This is a genomic window from Rhizobium mesosinicum (assembly GCF_019511345.1).
In the GTDB taxonomy this organism is placed as follows: Bacteria; Pseudomonadota; Alphaproteobacteria; order Rhizobiales; family Rhizobiaceae; genus Rhizobium; species Rhizobium mesosinicum.
Genome location: NZ_JAEUAK010000003.1, coordinates 262,230 through 276,882 on the forward strand (window position 1 = coordinate 262,230; position 14,653 = coordinate 276,882).

The 14,653-nt window shown below is 61.8% G+C and carries 15 protein-coding genes; 14 read left to right on the plus strand and 1 reads right to left on the minus strand.

Annotated elements, in window-relative coordinates; all coding sequences use genetic code 11:
• Positions 1-11: 11 nt before the first annotated feature.
• Complete coding sequence (locus JNB85_RS08935; protein WP_220333971.1) at positions 12-740, minus strand: Crp/Fnr family transcriptional regulator; 729 nt, start codon at positions 738-740, stop codon at positions 12-14.
• 232 nt (positions 741-972) lie between these two features.
• On the opposite strand from JNB85_RS08935, the gene ccoN reads away from it, so the two are divergent.
• From ccoN to JNB85_RS09000, 14 genes are all read left to right on the plus strand, one after another.
• A complete protein-coding gene (gene ccoN / locus JNB85_RS08940) occupies positions 973-2,595 on the plus strand; it encodes a cytochrome-c oxidase, cbb3-type subunit I (protein WP_220333972.1) in 1,623 nt (540 codons plus the stop codon).
• Between the two features lie 8 nt (positions 2,596-2,603).
• Entirely contained in the window at positions 2,604-3,338 is a 735-nt protein-coding gene (gene ccoO / locus JNB85_RS08945) for a cytochrome-c oxidase, cbb3-type subunit II (protein WP_220333973.1), read from the plus strand.
• 8 nt (positions 3,339-3,346) lie between these two features.
• Complete coding sequence (locus JNB85_RS08950; protein WP_220333974.1) at positions 3,347-3,499, plus strand: cbb3-type cytochrome c oxidase subunit 3; 153 nt, start codon at positions 3,347-3,349, stop codon at positions 3,497-3,499.
• A 1-nt stretch (position 3,500) separates the two neighbouring features.
• Entirely contained in the window at positions 3,501-4,364 is an 864-nt protein-coding gene (gene ccoP / locus JNB85_RS08955) for a cytochrome-c oxidase, cbb3-type subunit III (protein WP_220333975.1), read from the plus strand.
• A 14-nt stretch (positions 4,365-4,378) separates the two neighbouring features.
• Positions 4,379-4,564, plus strand: a complete 186-nt coding sequence (locus tag JNB85_RS30630; protein WP_223216466.1) for a hypothetical protein — start codon at positions 4,379-4,381, stop codon at positions 4,562-4,564.
• A 260-nt stretch (positions 4,565-4,824) separates the two neighbouring features.
• On the plus strand, positions 4,825-6,393 hold the full coding sequence (gene ccoG, locus JNB85_RS08960; protein WP_220333976.1) for a cytochrome c oxidase accessory protein CcoG: 1,569 nt from the start codon (positions 4,825-4,827) through the stop codon (positions 6,391-6,393).
• Positions 6,390-6,875 carry a FixH family protein gene (locus JNB85_RS08965; protein WP_220333977.1) on the plus strand — a complete coding sequence of 162 codons (486 nt, stop codon included), beginning with the start codon at positions 6,390-6,392 and terminating at the stop codon, positions 6,873-6,875. Before ccoG ends, JNB85_RS08965 begins: the two co-directional genes overlap by 4 nt.
• Positions 6,872-9,154 (plus strand): cation-translocating P-type ATPase, encoded by a 2,283-nt coding sequence (locus JNB85_RS08970; protein WP_220333978.1) that lies wholly within the window; start codon positions 6,872-6,874, stop codon positions 9,152-9,154. Before JNB85_RS08965 ends, JNB85_RS08970 begins: the two co-directional genes overlap by 4 nt.
• Positions 9,151-9,309 (plus strand): cbb3-type cytochrome oxidase assembly protein CcoS, encoded by a 159-nt coding sequence (gene ccoS / locus JNB85_RS08975; protein ID WP_220333979.1) that lies wholly within the window; start codon positions 9,151-9,153, stop codon positions 9,307-9,309. Before JNB85_RS08970 ends, ccoS begins: the two co-directional genes overlap by 4 nt.
• Positions 9,310-9,584: 275 nt before the next feature.
• Positions 9,585-10,313 carry a response regulator gene (locus JNB85_RS08980; RefSeq protein WP_220334355.1) on the plus strand — a complete coding sequence of 243 codons (729 nt, stop codon included), beginning with the start codon at positions 9,585-9,587 and terminating at the stop codon, positions 10,311-10,313.
• A 63-nt stretch (positions 10,314-10,376) separates the two neighbouring features.
• Complete coding sequence (ccmI, locus tag JNB85_RS08985) at positions 10,377-11,579, plus strand: c-type cytochrome biogenesis protein CcmI (RefSeq protein ID WP_220333980.1); 1,203 nt, start codon at positions 10,377-10,379, stop codon at positions 11,577-11,579.
• A complete protein-coding gene (gene ccmE / locus JNB85_RS08990; RefSeq protein ID WP_220333981.1) occupies positions 11,576-12,163 on the plus strand; it encodes a cytochrome c maturation protein CcmE in 588 nt (195 codons plus the stop codon). The genes ccmI and ccmE overlap by 4 nt, the downstream gene beginning before the upstream one ends.
• Positions 12,160-14,160: a heme lyase CcmF/NrfE family subunit gene (locus JNB85_RS08995; RefSeq protein ID WP_220333982.1), complete on the plus strand. Its 2,001-nt coding sequence runs from the start codon at positions 12,160-12,162 to the stop codon at positions 14,158-14,160. Before ccmE ends, JNB85_RS08995 begins: the two co-directional genes overlap by 4 nt.
• A complete protein-coding gene (locus JNB85_RS09000) occupies positions 14,157-14,624 on the plus strand; it encodes a cytochrome c-type biogenesis protein (protein WP_220333983.1) in 468 nt (155 codons plus the stop codon). The genes JNB85_RS08995 and JNB85_RS09000 overlap by 4 nt, the downstream gene beginning before the upstream one ends.
• Positions 14,625-14,653 lie beyond the last annotated feature (29 nt).

Below are 14,653 nucleotides of genomic sequence, written 5' to 3' on the forward strand. Positions count from 1 at the left end.
TGGTTCCGCAATCAGTGGACGCTACCCCTATGGCAGGTTCTTTCGGAAAAATCATCTACATTGCCCGACAATTGCGCGAGGCGGGCAAGGTTGACGATGCGCAGATTGTGGCGCCCATCCGGAGCGACGATTTTCCTCTGGGCGAGCTTGCTGATCGAGCGCGAGACGGTCTCAATAGTCAGGCCTAGATAATCGGCGATGTCCTGCCGGCTCATCGGTACCTCGAGCAGTCCCTGGCGAAGCGACTGGTCGTCCCGGGTTGCAAGCTTCATGAGGAAGGTGCAGAGGCGTTCCTCGGCATTTTTCCTCGACAGGAGCACGAGCTGATCGTGGGCCGAGGCAGTTTCCCGGCAGAGCAAGTTGATATAGGCCGGCCGCAGAAGCTCGGAACGCTCAATTTCTTCCTGGAACTGCTTGCGCGACAGGCGGCGGATCTTGCAGTCCGTCACGGCTTCGGCGGTAAAAAGGAAATCGCCCTGCAGGAAAGAACCGACGACGTCGCCGGCGAAGTGAAAGGCGGTGATCACCCGGCGTCCGTCGCCGATGATGCGATGAAGACGCACGACCCCTTCGGTGATCTGGAACAGATGCCGTGCGGCATCCCCCTCCCAGCAGATCGCCTTTCCTGCCTCGACCGTTTCAGTGGCCGACATCTGGAAAAGCGACGACAGCGAATTGCCCTGAACCGCTTTTGCGCCAAGATCGACGTTCTCGAATGCCTGTTGGCCCTGCATCAACATTCCAATGATCCCCGTGTCCGATTGAATGTGAGACCAATAGAAAGGTGTTCGGTCACAGCCGAATGAGCGGACGGTGCCAAAGGGTAAGGCTTTGTAACAGTCTGTAACAACGCGCAAAGGCGAGGTTCCGTTGACCTGGATCAAGGAACGGGCGAGCTCTCCATGACACTCGTTCCTCAAAGTACGAGAAAGGCGACCGCCCTGTGGTCGTCTGCGCACTGGGGACGTCATCATGAACTACACTACGGAAACCATGGTGGTCGCCGTGGCAGCATTCCTGGCATTGCTCGGCGCTGCTTTCGCCCACGACCATCTATTCTCAATTCACATGGGAATACTGAGCTTCTGCCTTTTCGCGGGCACAGTGCTTCTTGTCAGAAACGTGGACTTCTCGCCTGCGGGCCGGCTGCCGAAAGCCGAGCCGTCCGGCTATTTCGACGAGGTCATCCGCTACGGCCTGATTGCCACGGTGTTCTGGGGCATCGTCGGTTTCCTCGTTGGCGTCGTCATTGCGGCTCAATTGGCGTTCCCGGATCTAAACTTCGCTCCCTATCTGAATTTTGGCAGGCTCCGGCCCGTCCACACGTCGGCGGTGATTTTCGCCTTCGGGGGTAACGCGCTGATCATGACGTCCTTCTACGTCGTCCAGCGCACCTGTCACGCGCGCCTCTTCGGCGGCAGCCTCGCCTGGTTCGTCTTCTGGGGCTATCAGCTCTTCATCGTCATGGCGGCGACCGGCTATGTTCTCGGCATCAATCAGGCGCGCGAATATGCCGAGCCTGAATGGTACGTCGACCTGTGGCTGACGATCGTCTGGGTCGCCTACCTCGCCGTCTTCCTCGGCACCATCCTGAAGCGCAAGGAGCCGCATATCTATGTGGCGAACTGGTTCTATCTCGGCTTCATCGTGACGATCGCGATGCTGCACGTCGTCAACAATCTCGCCGTGCCGGTCTCCTTCCTCGGCTCGAAAAGCTATGCGCTGTTTTCAGGCGTTCAGGACGCTCTGACGCAGTGGTGGTACGGCCACAATGCCGTCGGCTTCTTCCTGACTGCGGGTTTCCTTGGGATGATGTATTATTTCGTGCCCAAGCAAGCCAATCGTCCAATCTATTCCTACCGGCTGTCGATCATCCACTTCTGGGCGCTGATCTTCATGTATATCTGGGCCGGGCCGCATCACCTCCACTATACCGCGCTGCCCGACTGGGCGCAGACGCTCGGCATGGTCTTCTCGGTTATGCTCTGGATGCCCTCCTGGGGCGGCATGATCAATGGCCTGATGACGCTCTCGGGCGCCTGGGACAAGATCCGCACCGATCCCATCATCCGCATGATGATCGTCGCGATCGCTTTTTACGGCATGTCGACCTTCGAAGGCCCGATGATGTCGGTCAAGACGGTGAACTCGCTCAGCCACTACACCGAATGGACGATCGGTCACGTGCATTCGGGCGCGCTCGGCTGGGTCGGCATGATCACCTTCGGTGCGATCTATTACCTGACGCCGAAGCTATGGGGCCGCGAACGCCTCTACAGCCTGCGCATGGTCAATTGGCACTTCTGGCTCGCAACGCTCGGCATCGTCGTCTACGCGGCGGTTCTGTGGGTCGCAGGCATCCAGCAGGGCCTGATGTGGCGCGAATATAATTCTCAAGGCTTCCTCGTCTACTCCTTCGCCGAAACCGTGGCTGCCATGTTCCCCTATTACGTGCTGCGCACGCTTGGCGGCGGTCTCTACCTGGCAGGCGGCCTCGTAATGGCCTGGAACGTCTTCATGACCATTGGTGGCCATCTGCGAGACGAAGCCGAAATTCCCACTGCCTTCGTGCCGCAGGCACAGGCTGCCGAGTGAGGTGACACATGGCATCAATCCTGGACAAACATCAAATCCTCGAGAAAAACGCGACACTTCTTCTCGTCGGCTCGCTCCTCGTGGTCAGCATCGGCGGCATCGTCGAAATTGCGCCGTTGTTCTACCTGCAAAACACGATCGAGAAGGTGGAGGGCATGCGTCCCTATACGCCGCTCGAGCTGGCAGGCCGCAACGTCTACATCCGCGAGGGCTGCTATCTCTGCCATAGTCAGATGATCAGGCCGTTCCGCGACGAAGTGGAGCGCTACGGCCATTATTCGCTCGCCGCCGAATCCATGTACGACCATCCCTTCCAGTGGGGGTCGAAACGCACGGGGCCGGATCTGGCGCGCGTAGGGGGCCGCTATTCCAACGAGTGGCATGTCCAGCACCTTTCGGACCCGCGGGCCGTCGTGCCGGAATCGATCATGCCGAGCTACGCCTTCCTTAGGGAGCGCGAGGTCACCGTCAAGGACGTCGGCATGGACCTCAACGCGAATGCGGATGTCGGCGTGCCCTATAGCGACGACATGATCGCCAATGCCGAGGCCGACATGAAGGTGCAGGCAGACCCGAATGCCGATACGACCGCGCTTATCGCGCGATATCCCAAGGCAAAGGTCGGCGATTTCGATGGTGACCCGTCGAAGCTCACCGAGATGGATGCCCTTGTGGCCTATCTGCAGATGCTCGGCACGCTCGTCGACTTCTCGACCTATGACGACGCCACGGGCTACCGATGAGGTGAAACATGGAAACCTATACAGCAATGCGGCACTTCGCCGACAGTTGGGGGCTCCTGGCAATGACGGCCTTCTTCATCGGAGCCGTGATATTCACGCTCCGTCCCGGTGCCAAGCAGGCCGCCAAGGACGCCGCCAACATTCCCCTGAAGGATGACTGAGATGTCGGAAAAACATATCGATGAAATCAGCGGCGTCGAAACGACCGGCCATGAATGGGACGGCATCCGTGAACTGAACAACCCCATGCCCCGGTGGTGGGTCTGGACCTTCTATGCGACGATCCTGTGGGCGATCGGCTATGCCATCGCCTATCCGGCCATACCGATGCTCACCTCGGCTACAAAAGGCTATTTCGGCTTTTCCAGCCGAGCCGAACTGCAACAGGACCTTGACCTCGCCAAGGCTTCCCAGATGAAGTTCCACGACATGATCGCAGCCAAGACCGTGCAGGAAATCGACGCTGACCCGGCCCTTCGCGAATTCGCGATCGCCGGCGGCGCCTCCGCCTTCAAGGTCAACTGCGCTCCGTGCCACGGTTCGGGTGCAAGTGGCGGACCGGGTTTTCCCAACCTCAACGACGACGACTGGCTTTGGGGCGGCGACCTTGATTCCATCCAGACGACGATCGCCCACGGCGTTCGCTTCGACAGCGATGCCGACACGCACGTCTCTGAAATGCCGGCTTTCGCCGACATGCTCGACAAGAATCAGACCAGGCAGGTTGCGGCCTATGTCTGGAGCCTGACGAACAAGCCATCGGACGAAACTCTTGTGGAACCAGGCAAGCAGGTATTTCTCGACAACTGCGCAGCTTGTCACGGCGAGGATGCCAAAGGCAAGCCGGAGATGGGCGCACCTGATCTTGCCGATGCCATCTGGCTGAAGGGCAAGGGTGAGGACGCCATTATCCGTCAGGTCACGGCTCCGAAGCACGGTGTCATGCCGGCCTGGTCTGCGCGCCTCGGAGACACGACCGTCAAGGAACTCACCGTCTTCGTCCATGCGCTCGGCGGCGGCCAATAAGAGGAGCCAACACGATGGCGAACCATGACCATAATGCACTCCTTGAACTCTACGGCACGCCGCGGGCGGTCATCCACGCGCGTGTGTCTATACGCGCAAGGTCCGCTCCGCCGGCCTGCGAACAGGAAGATCCCGCAAGGATCGGCAGTTCGATCGTAAGCTTGATCTGCCTCAAAGATCACAACCCGACCAGCCGCTAGATCTGCAAAACGAGGACGTCCCAGCGGCTTCTCCCCGTTGTCCTCCAGGCCGTGCCCCCTCCCCGGGCGCGGCCTTTCTCTTTGATCAAACGCAAAGAACGACCGGACGCAACTGCCTATGCCTGCCGATTGCCCGCGCCCTTTCAAGGCTGCATCTGCCCGGGCAAGGCCGCCGCCGCGCACGACCACGTTCTTGACATGAATCAAGGATGGTGTGCCGAAAACGGAGGAGAAGGGCAGTCAGACATCGGAACAGGCCCATGAACCTCTACACAGCACCCGATCCCGATCCAGTGGAACGCGTCAATGCGGAGCCGGTCAACGCCCGCCGCAACCGTCAGCCGCTTTATGCGGCGCGCAAGAAGGTCTTCCCCAAGCGGGTCGAAGGACATTTCCGCCGGTTCAAATGGATCGTGATGCTGATCACGCTTGCGATCTATTACCTTGCGCCCTGGATCCGCTGGGATCGCGGACCCTTTGCGTCGGATCAGGCGATTCTGATCGATCTGTCGTCGCGTCGTTTCTTTTTCTTCTTCATCGAGATTTGGCCCCAGGAATTCTACTATGTTGCGGGGCTGCTGGTCATGGCGGGCTTCGGGCTGTTTCTGGTCACCTCGGCCGTTGGCCGCGCGTGGTGCGGTTATGCCTGTCCGCAGACGGTCTGGGTCGACCTCTTTCTCGTCGTCGAGCGTGCCATCGAAGGCGATCGCAATGCCAGAATGAAGCTCGACGCCGGGCCGTGGACGTTCGACAAGCTTCGCAAGCGCCTGCTCAAGCATGCAACCTGGCTGGTCATCGGCGTCCTTACCGGCGGCGCATGGGTCTTCTACTTTGCGGACGCGCCGACCCTCATCAAGGGACTTGTAACCGGACAGGCCCCGGCCGTCGCCTACGCCACGGTCGCCATTCTGACAGCCACCACCTATGTCTTCGGCGGGCTGCTGCGTGAACAGGTCTGTACCTATATGTGCCCCTGGCCACGCATCCAGGGCGCCATGCTCGATGAAAACTCGCTGGTCGTGACCTATAACGATTGGCGCGGAGAGCAGCGTTCGCGCCATGCCAAGAAGGCGCAAGCGGAGGGACAGGCCGTCGGCGACTGTGTCGACTGTAATGCCTGCGTCGCGGTCTGTCCGATGGGCATCGATATTCGCGACGGGCAGCAGATGGAGTGCATCACCTGCGCGCTCTGCATCGATGCCTGCGACAACGTCATGGACAAGATTGGGAAGCCGCGCGGCCTGATCGCCTATGCGACGCTCAGCGAATATACCAGCAACATGAACATCGCCACCGACGGAGGCAAGACGCCCGTCCAGCCGGCGCGTGTCAGAAATCCGGACGGCTCCTTTGTCGACGGCATTCGCCACTTCAACTGGCGCATCATCTTCCGGCCCCGGGTCGTCTTTTATGCTGCCGTCTGGGCCTTCATCGGCATTGCCATGGTCGTGCATCTGTCGATGCGCGAACGGTTGGAGCTCAATGTCGTCCATGATCGCAATCCGCAATATGTGCTGGAAAGCGACGGATCGATCCGCAATGGCTACACGTTGCGTGTTCTCAACATGGTCCCCAAGCCGCGCACGATCGAACTGAGCCTGTCGGGCCTCGATGGCGCGACGATGCGGATTCCGGAGCTCGGCAAGGAGGAGGGGCGTCAGTTCACCATCGATGCAGCCCCCGATGCCGCGACGACGCTCAAGGTGTTCGTGACCCGCAAGCCGACTGGCGGCGCCGTCAACGAATTCCTCTTTTCGATCGAAGATGCCGGCCATGCCGACCGCGCGACCTATCGTGCTGCATTCAACGCCCCAGGAGATGTCAGATGAGCACCCGCATACAAGGTTTTACCGGAAGGCATATGTTGCTGACGACCTGCGCTTTCTTCGGCGTTATTATCGCTGTCAACTTCACAATGGCCTGGTACGCCTCGTCGAGCTGGAGCGGGCTCGTGGTTGAAAACACCTATGTCGCCAGCCAGCAATTCAATGAGAAGGCTGCCGCAATGAAGGCGATGGCCGCCTCGGGGATCGCAGGCGAGTTGTCGCTGAAGAGGGATGAAATCCATTACGACATCCGCAACAGGGACGGCTCGCCGGCTGATGTCGACGACGTTGTGGCCAACTTCAAACGGCCGGTCGGAGATCACGAGGATTTTCACGTCGTCCTGACCAAGCTTTCGGAGGGGCGGTTCGAGGCAAATCACGCGGTCGCGACAGGCGATTGGATCGTCGAGGTGACCTCGCGCCGCGGCGGCGAAATCGTCATGCACGAGGCCGTGCGCATCGACACCGCGGGGTTCGGCCAATGACCTGCTGCACCGTGGATGCAGACGGCGTCCTGGCAATGAGCACGACTTCCTTCAGCGCCGAGGAGATCGGCCTTGCGAGCCACGCGCTCGGTGGCGGTCTTCGCCAACTCGATCTCAGCGTACCCGACGTCCACTGCGGCGCCTGCATATCGACCATCGAGCGGGCCTTGTCGGCTCTGCCCTATGTGCGCAAGGCCAGGGTGAACCTCACCTCAAGGCGCGTAAGCTGCGTTTATGCGGAGGAGATAGACAATAAAGCGACTGATCCGACCGGTATCACTGCCGCGATCAGCGCGACCGGATATCGGGTCCATCTCTTCGCGCCGCTTGCGCCGGAAAGCGACAAGACACGGAATCAGCTTCTCCTTGCGGTGGGGGTTGCCGGCTTTGCGGCGGCAAACATCATGCTGCTGTCGGTCTCCGTCTGGTCCGGCGCGGATGCGGCAACGCGCGACATGTTCCACTGGATATCGGCGATGATCGCTGCTCCTGCCCTCGTCTATTCCGGTCGGTTCTTCTTTCGATCGGCCTGGAACGCGTTGAAGCGCGGGCGCACGAACATGGACGTGCCTATCTCACTTGCCGTGACGCTCTCCTATGCGGTTTCGCTCTGGGAGACGATGCATCATGGCGAACATGCCTGGTTCGATGCCACGGTATCACTGCTGTTCTTCCTGCTGATCGGCCGTACCCTCGACCACGTCATGCGCGAGAAGGCGCGCGCAGCGATCAACGGGCTGGCGCGGCTTGCCCCGCGTGGGGCGCTGGTGCTGGCAGCTGATGGTTCGAGACGCTACGTGGCGGTCGAGGAGATTGCCATCGGCGACGAGATTGCCGTTGCGGCCGGCGACCGCGTCCCGGTCGACGGTATCGTCGCCGGCGGCGAGAGTGATCTCGACCTGTCGATCGTAACCGGCGAGAGCAGCCCGGTGGCCGTCAAGCCTGGCACGGAAATCCATTCCGGAGCAATGAACCTGACAGGCTCGCTCACCGTTCGCGCTACCAAGCTCGCACGCAACTCGTTGCTTGCCGAGATCATCGGGCTGATGGAGGCCGCGGAAGGCGGTCGGGCGCGCTATCGGCGGATCGCCGACAGGGCCGCGGCACTCTATTCGCCCGCCGTGCACCTGCTTGCGCTGGTATCGTTTCTGGGCTGGGGGATCATCGGCGGAGACTGGAAGCAGGCGATGCTCGTCGGCGTCGCCGTTCTCATCATTACCTGCCCATGCGCCCTCGGACTGGCCGTTCCGGTCGTGCAGGTCGTTGCAGCCGGCGAGCTCTTTCGCAGGGGCGTCATGGTCAAGGACGGTTCGGCGCTCGAGCGGCTCGCCGAGGTCGACACCGTCGCCTTCGACAAGACGGGGACGCTGACGCTTGGGCAGCCGAGGCTCGTGCGGACCGAGGCCGACAACGTTAGGGACATCGCCATCGCTGCGGGACTTGCTCGGCATTCCAGGCATCCGCTCTCGCAGTCGCTAGCCCGTCAGGCTGATGCGGCCGAGCAATTCGAGAGCGCGGTGGAGGTCGCTGGCGGCGGTCTCGAAGCCCCGCGTGGGGGTGTCGTCTACAGGCTCGGAAACGCGTCCTTCGCCTGCTGCCAGGCCGAGACCGCGACATCAGACAGTCCGCTTTCCGAAGTGGTGCTTTCGGCAAACGGAGTGGCGCTGGCGCGCTTCTTCTTCGATGACACACTTCGTCCGGGAGCTGCCGAAGCGGTCGCCGATCTGGAATCGGCCGGTTGCCAGACACTGATTTTTTCGGGGGACCGCCAATCTGTCGTCGACAGTACGGCACGCAGCCTCGGCGTCGATCGCGCCCTTGGCGCACTGACCCCGAAGCAGAAGGTGGAGGCCTGCGAAGCTTTGCGGGAAGAGGGGCGTCGCGTTCTGATGGTTGGCGATGGCATCAACGACGCGCCTGCGCTCGCCGCAGCCCATGTCTCGATGGCGCCGTCCAGCGCTTCCGACATCGGACGCCAGGCGGCCGACCTCGTCTTCTTCAACGAGAGGCTCGATGCAGTCCCCGATGCGATCCGGATCGCCAGGCGCTCGGCCGCGCTCATCCGGCAGAATTTCGCGCTTGCGATCGGTTACAACATCCTCGCCGTGCCGATCGCGATCGCCGGCCTTGCGACACCGCTGATCGCTGCCGTGGCGATGTCCACCTCCTCGATCATCGTCGTCTCCAACGCCTTGCGTCTGAACGCTTTTACTGCCCGAAGCAATCCTCTGCCCGCCTCGGACAGGCCAGTCCGCCATGAGAGGGTTGAAGCCACATGAATATGCTAGTTTATCTCATCCCCATCGCGTTGTTCATGGGTGGCCTTGGGCTTGCTGCGTTCCTCTGGTCCCTGAAAAGCGGTCAGTACGACGATCTGGAGGGCGCTTCCTGGCGGGTGATCGCCGACGATGATACCGATCCGACCGCGACTTGATCGCGTCAGCCGGGAAAAGCTGGACGCTTTCAACGACGAGAAGCTTGCTTAGCCCGATCTGCTTGACGGAGTGAAACACGAAATGCGTGCCCCTCCAATCGCAGTGGCATGGTGGGTTGACACGAACGCGAGGCAGTGCGGCGGCGACCCCACCCGATTTCACAGGGTCATCACCAACTTTTTCTCGGAACCACAGCATAAGGTTGCACGGAGCGGTGGCGCAGGTCGAATTCCTGCGCTATCTGTTCGGCAGGGCGAAACAGATAACGAGAGCAATGGAACCGGACCGTATTCTGGTTGTCGATGACGACGCGCGGATCAGGCAGATGCTGGTGCGTTACTTCGAAGACAACGGATTTAAGGTGAACGCGGTGGCAAACGGTGCGGCGATGCGTTCCGAACTTGCCAAGGGCTCTTACGCGGCTATTTTTCTCGATCTGGTGCTCCCGAACGGCGAGAATGGCCTCGAATTGCTTCGGGAGCTTCGAATCACGTCCGACGTGCCGGTCCTCATGCTGACCGGTCAGGACGATGTCACGGATAAGGTCGTCGGCCTCGAGGTAGGCGCCGATGATTACATCGCCAAGCCCTTTCATCTGAGGGAGCTGCTGGCTCGCCTGAGAACAATCCTGCGGCGCCGCACGTCTTCGGACGCGACCCACGCCTCCAACGGAGAGGACGAAACGCTCGCTTTCGAAGGCTGGTCCCTCGATGTATCGCGAAGGCGGTTGACGTCGCCCCAGGGCAGCGACGTTGCCTTGACGACGGGCGAGTTCGACATGCTGCTCGTTTTCGTGCGCAATCCCGGCCGGGTGCTTTCGCGCGAAACACTCATGGATCTGACAAGGAACCGCAATCTCGAAGCCTTCGATCGCGCAATCGACGCCCAGATCGTCCGTTTGCGCAAGAAGATCGAAGATGATCCGAAGAGCCCGGATCTCATTCAATCGGTGCGGGGCGTCGGTTATGTCTTCACCGGTCGACCGGGGCGAACTACAAGATAATTGATTCTCGTCAATGTCCGATCCACTGCCAGGGCTATGAGTTGAGCCATTATGGCTGCAACAATGACGATCTGGATTCTTTTCGCGGTGATGACGACCGCAGCGACTGCCATCCTGCTTCATCCGCTTTCGACGGCAGGTCGGAAGGCAGCGAGCAGCGACGCGTCTGCCCGCAAGATCTATCGCGACCAGCTCTGTGAACTCGACGACGATATCGTCTCGGGACGCATTTCGTCCGACGAATACGAACTGGCCAGAGCGGAAACGGCGCGACGCCTGTTCAGGGCAGCGGACGACCACCCGCCAAGGCGGAGCGCGCAACGCTCTGGCAGATGGCTGAAACATGCTATCGCCGCGTTCTTGCCGTTGCTGAGCATCGCTCTTTACCTCTCGCTCGGCTCTCCCGATCTGCCCTCCCGTCCGCTGGCCGTGAGGCTTGCCGAGCCGGGCGAGGATCTCTCAATTCTCGTGAAGAAGATGGAGGATCACCTGACCGGTAGGCCTGAGGACGGGCGGGGATGGGACGTCATCGCTCCGGTTTATCTCAAGATGGGCAGGGTCGATGACGCGGCAAAAGCCTATCGAACCGCACTTCGCCTCGGCGGAATCAATGTTTCCCGCCTGGAAGGACTATCGGAAACGCTCATGGCCACCTCAAACGGCATGGTTACGGCAGAGGTGTTAGATGAACTCAAGCAGATCCTCACGCTCGAGCCGAACAACCCGCGTGCTCGTTTTTACGTTGCCCTGAGCATGGAGCAGGCGGGCCGGCCGGAAGAGGCGCGCGACGCTTTCGAGGCACTGGCGAAGGTTTCACCTGCCGATGCCCCCTGGCTGCCGCTGGTCAACGAGCATATCGCCAAGAACGGCGGCACGGTTGCAGCGCAAGTGCCGCCTGCCACCCCACCTTCGGTTCCGGGCGGGCCGTCGGCCGAGGATGTGGCGGCGGCTGAGACGATGAGGAGCGGCGACCGTCAGCAGATGATCCGTGGCATGGTGGAGAGCCTGGATGCCAAACTGTCTGCCGATCCTGACAATTTCGAGGGCTGGATGCGTCTTATCCGCTCCTACGCCGTTTTAGCCGACAAGGAGCATGCCGCGGATGCGCTTAAGCGCGGGCTTGCCGCCTTCCCGGCATCGGGCGATCAGGGCAGGCAGTTGCTGGCGCTGGCAAAAGAACTCGGCATCGCCCCGGAAAGATCGGTGGCCCCGGAAGGATCGGTGGCCCCGGAAGGAAAGAGTGCCACAGAAGGATTGAGCAAATGACGCGCAAGCAGAAACGCCTGGCGGTGATTGCCGGCGGCATGAGCTTCATCCTTGTCGCGGTGCTGCTCGTGATGTTCGCCTTCAGCCAGTCGGTCGCTTATTTCTATATGCCCGGCGATCTCGCCAAGACGCCGGTGGCGCCCGGCACCCGCATCCGCCTCGGCGGCCTTGTCGGCGCGGGCAGCGTCCTGCGCGGCGAGGGTTCGGTGGTGCGCTTTGCGGTGACCGACCCGAGCGGAGAGATCGTCACTGTCCGATACCAGGGCATCCTGCCGGACCTGTTCCGCGAAGGGCAGGGGGTGGTCACCGAAGGCACGTTCGAGACCGGCAGCAATGTCTTTACCGCCGATACCGTGCTGGCCAAGCATGACGAGACCTATATGCCCAAGGACGTCGCCGACAGGCTGAAGGCGCAGGGCCTGTGGGAAGAGGGCAAGGGAGGTTCACCGCAGGGTCAGCCGCCGCAAGCTGCGGAAGCCAAGGCTCAGGAAGCAAAGAGCCAGGAAGCCCGCGCGCAAGAGACAAAGGCCCAAGAGACAAAGGCCGAGGAAACGAAGGCCCAGGAAACGAAGGCGGCACCATGATCATCGAGATCGGCCATTATGCGCTGGTACTGGCGCTCGCAACCGCGATCGTCCTGTCGCTCGTGCCCGTGATCGGTGCCAGGCGCGGCGATCAGGCGATGATGGATGTCGCGCCCTTGGGCTCCATCCTGCTCTTTGGCCTCGTCGCCTTCTCCTTCGGCGTGCTCACCTATGCCCATGTCGTCTCCGACTTCTCGGTCGAGAACGTCTGGGAGAACTCGCATTCGCTGGTGCCGCTGATCTACAAATATTCCGGCGTCTGGGGCAATCACGAGGGCTCGATGATGCTCTGGCTCTTGATCCTGGCCCTGTTCAGCGCCTTGGTCGCGACCTTCGGCCGCAATCTGCCGGAGACGCTGAGGGCCAATGTTCTCTCGGTCCAGGCCTGGATCTCGGTCGCCTTCATCCTCTTCATCCTGTTGACCTCGAATCCCTTCGCCCGCCTCGATCCGGCCCCTGCCGAAGGCCGCGACCTCAACCCGGTGCTGCAGGATGTCGGGCTGGCCATCCATCCGCCGCTGCTCTACCTCGGCTATGTCGGCTTCTCGGTCTGCTTCTCCTTTGCCGTCGCCGCCCTTCTCGACGGCCGTATCGATGCGGCCTGGGCGCGGTGGGTGCGGCCCTGGACGCTCGCTGCCTGGACTTGTCTGACGCTTGGCATCGCCATGGGCTCCTACTGGGCCTATTACGAGCTCGGCTGGGGCGGCTGGTGGTTCTGGGATCCGGTGGAGAACGCCTCCTTCATGCCCTGGCTGGCCGGCACGGCACTCTTACATTCCGCCCTCGTCATGGAAAAGCGCGAGGCCTTGAAGATCTGGACGGTGCTGCTGGCGATCCTCACCTTCTCGCTGTCGCTGATGGGCACCTTCCTGGTGCGCTCCGGTGTCCTGACCTCGGTGCATGCTTTCGCCAGCGACCCGAGCCGCGGCGTCTTCATCCTCTGCATCCTCCTGATCTTCATCGGCGGGGCGCTGGCGCTGTTTGCCTTGCGCGCGCCGCTTCTGTCGGCCGGCGGTCTGTTTGCGCCGATCTCGCGCGAGGGTGCGCTCGTCGTCAACAACCTGATCCTGACGGTTGCCTGCGGCACGGTGCTGACCGGCACGCTCTACCCGCTGCTCCTGGAGACGCTGACCGGTGACAAGATCTCCGTCGGCCCTCCCTTCTTCAACCTGACCTTCGGCCTGTTGATGGCGCCGCTTCTCATCATCGTGCCCTTCGGGCCGCTGCTTGCCTGGAAGCGCGGCGATCTGCTCGGCGCGCTGCAGCGGCTCTATGTCGTGGCCGGTCTCGCCTTCGCCGCAGCGCTCGTCTTCTTCTATCTCCAGCATGGCGGCCCGGTCATGGCCGTGCTCGGGCTTGCTGCCGGCCTGTTCCTGATCCTGGGCGCTGGCGCCGATCTCTGGTATCGCGCCGGCATCGGCAAGGTGAAGGCCGGTATCGCCTGGCGAAGGCTTTCCGGCCTGCCGCGCTCGGCCTTCGGTACGGCACTCGCCCATGCAGGCCTTGGCGTCACCGTGCTCGGCATCGTCGCGGTGACCACCTTCCAGAGCGAGCACGTGGTCGAGATGAAGCAGGGCCAGGCGACGGAGGCCGGCGGCTACAGCATTCTCTTCGACGGCATTGAGCCGGCGACCGGCCCGAACTATAGCGAGGACCGCGGCCATTTCTCGATCCGCCGCGGCGGCGCAGAGATTGCCGATGTCTGGTCGGCCAAGCGGCTCTATACCGCAAGGCAGATGCCGACGACGGAAGCCGGCATCCTGACCTTCGGGCTCAGCCAGCTCTATGTGTCGCTCGGCGACGCGACGAAGGATGGCGGCATCGTCGTGCGCATCTGGTGGAAGCCGTTCATTCTCTGCATCTGGGGCGGGGCGCTCGTCATGGCGGCAGGCGGCTTCGTGTCGCTCACCGACCGGCGCCTGCGGGTCGGAGCGCCGAGCAGGAAGGCGAAGGCAAAGACTAATGCCGCAGCACCTGCGATGGAGCCGGCGGAATGATCAAGCGTTTCCTCCTCGTCCTGACCCTGATCCTGGCGGCCGCACCAGCCTTTGCGGTCAACCCGGACGAGATGCTGGCCGATCCCGCCCTTGAAGCCCGGGCGCGGACACTGTCGGCGGAACTGCGCTGCATGGTCTGCCAGAACCAGTCGATCGACGATTCCAATGCCGATCTCGCCAGGGATCTGCGTCTGCTGGTGCGCGAGCGCATAACCGATGGCGACAGCGACGACGAGGTGCTGAACTATATCGTCTCGCGCTACGGGGAATTCGTGCTGCTGAAGCCGCGCTTCAGCCTGCGGACACTCTTGCTCTGGGGCGCGCCCGTGCTGCTGATCCTCGCCGGTGGAGCCTCGCTCATCGTCTTTGCCCGCAGGCGAGCCGGCAAACCCACCGGCAGCAAGCTGACCGCCGAAGAACAGGCAAGGCTCGAGGAGTTGCTGGATCCGACACAGCGACTTTGATGGAGGTCAAGGTCAATCCGTCCGATCCG

What these genes read in the sequence shown, in the direction of transcription:
- JNB85_RS08980 (WP_220334355.1), top strand. Translation starts at nt 9,585, where the DNA reads ATGGAACCGGACCGTATTCTGGTTGTCGATGACGACGCGCGGATCAGG.
- ccoN (WP_220333972.1), top strand. Translation starts at nt 973, where the DNA reads ATGAACTACACTACGGAAACCATGGTGGTCGCCGTGGCAGCATTCCTG.
- JNB85_RS30630 (WP_223216466.1), top strand. Translation starts at nt 4,379, where the DNA reads ATGGCGAACCATGACCATAATGCACTCCTTGAACTCTACGGCACGCCG.
- ccoP (WP_220333975.1), top strand. Translation starts at nt 3,501, where the DNA reads ATGTCGGAAAAACATATCGATGAAATCAGCGGCGTCGAAACGACCGGC.
- JNB85_RS08970 (WP_220333978.1), top strand. Translation starts at nt 6,872, where the DNA reads ATGACCTGCTGCACCGTGGATGCAGACGGCGTCCTGGCAATGAGCACG.
- ccoG (WP_220333976.1), top strand. Translation starts at nt 4,825, where the DNA reads ATGAACCTCTACACAGCACCCGATCCCGATCCAGTGGAACGCGTCAAT.
- JNB85_RS08965 (WP_220333977.1), top strand. Translation starts at nt 6,390, where the DNA reads ATGAGCACCCGCATACAAGGTTTTACCGGAAGGCATATGTTGCTGACG.
- JNB85_RS08950 (WP_220333974.1), top strand. Translation starts at nt 3,347, where the DNA reads ATGGAAACCTATACAGCAATGCGGCACTTCGCCGACAGTTGGGGGCTC.
- JNB85_RS09000 (WP_220333983.1), top strand. Translation starts at nt 14,157, where the DNA reads ATGATCAAGCGTTTCCTCCTCGTCCTGACCCTGATCCTGGCGGCCGCA.
- JNB85_RS08995 (WP_220333982.1), top strand. Translation starts at nt 12,160, where the DNA reads ATGATCATCGAGATCGGCCATTATGCGCTGGTACTGGCGCTCGCAACC.
- ccoO (WP_220333973.1), top strand. Translation starts at nt 2,604, where the DNA reads ATGGCATCAATCCTGGACAAACATCAAATCCTCGAGAAAAACGCGACA.
- ccoS (WP_220333979.1), top strand. Translation starts at nt 9,151, where the DNA reads ATGAATATGCTAGTTTATCTCATCCCCATCGCGTTGTTCATGGGTGGC.
- ccmI (WP_220333980.1), top strand. Translation starts at nt 10,377, where the DNA reads ATGACGATCTGGATTCTTTTCGCGGTGATGACGACCGCAGCGACTGCC.
- JNB85_RS08935 (WP_220333971.1), bottom strand. Translation starts at nt 740, where the DNA reads ATGTTGATGCAGGGCCAACAGGCATTCGAGAACGTCGATCTTGGCGCA.
- ccmE (WP_220333981.1), top strand. Translation starts at nt 11,576, where the DNA reads ATGACGCGCAAGCAGAAACGCCTGGCGGTGATTGCCGGCGGCATGAGC.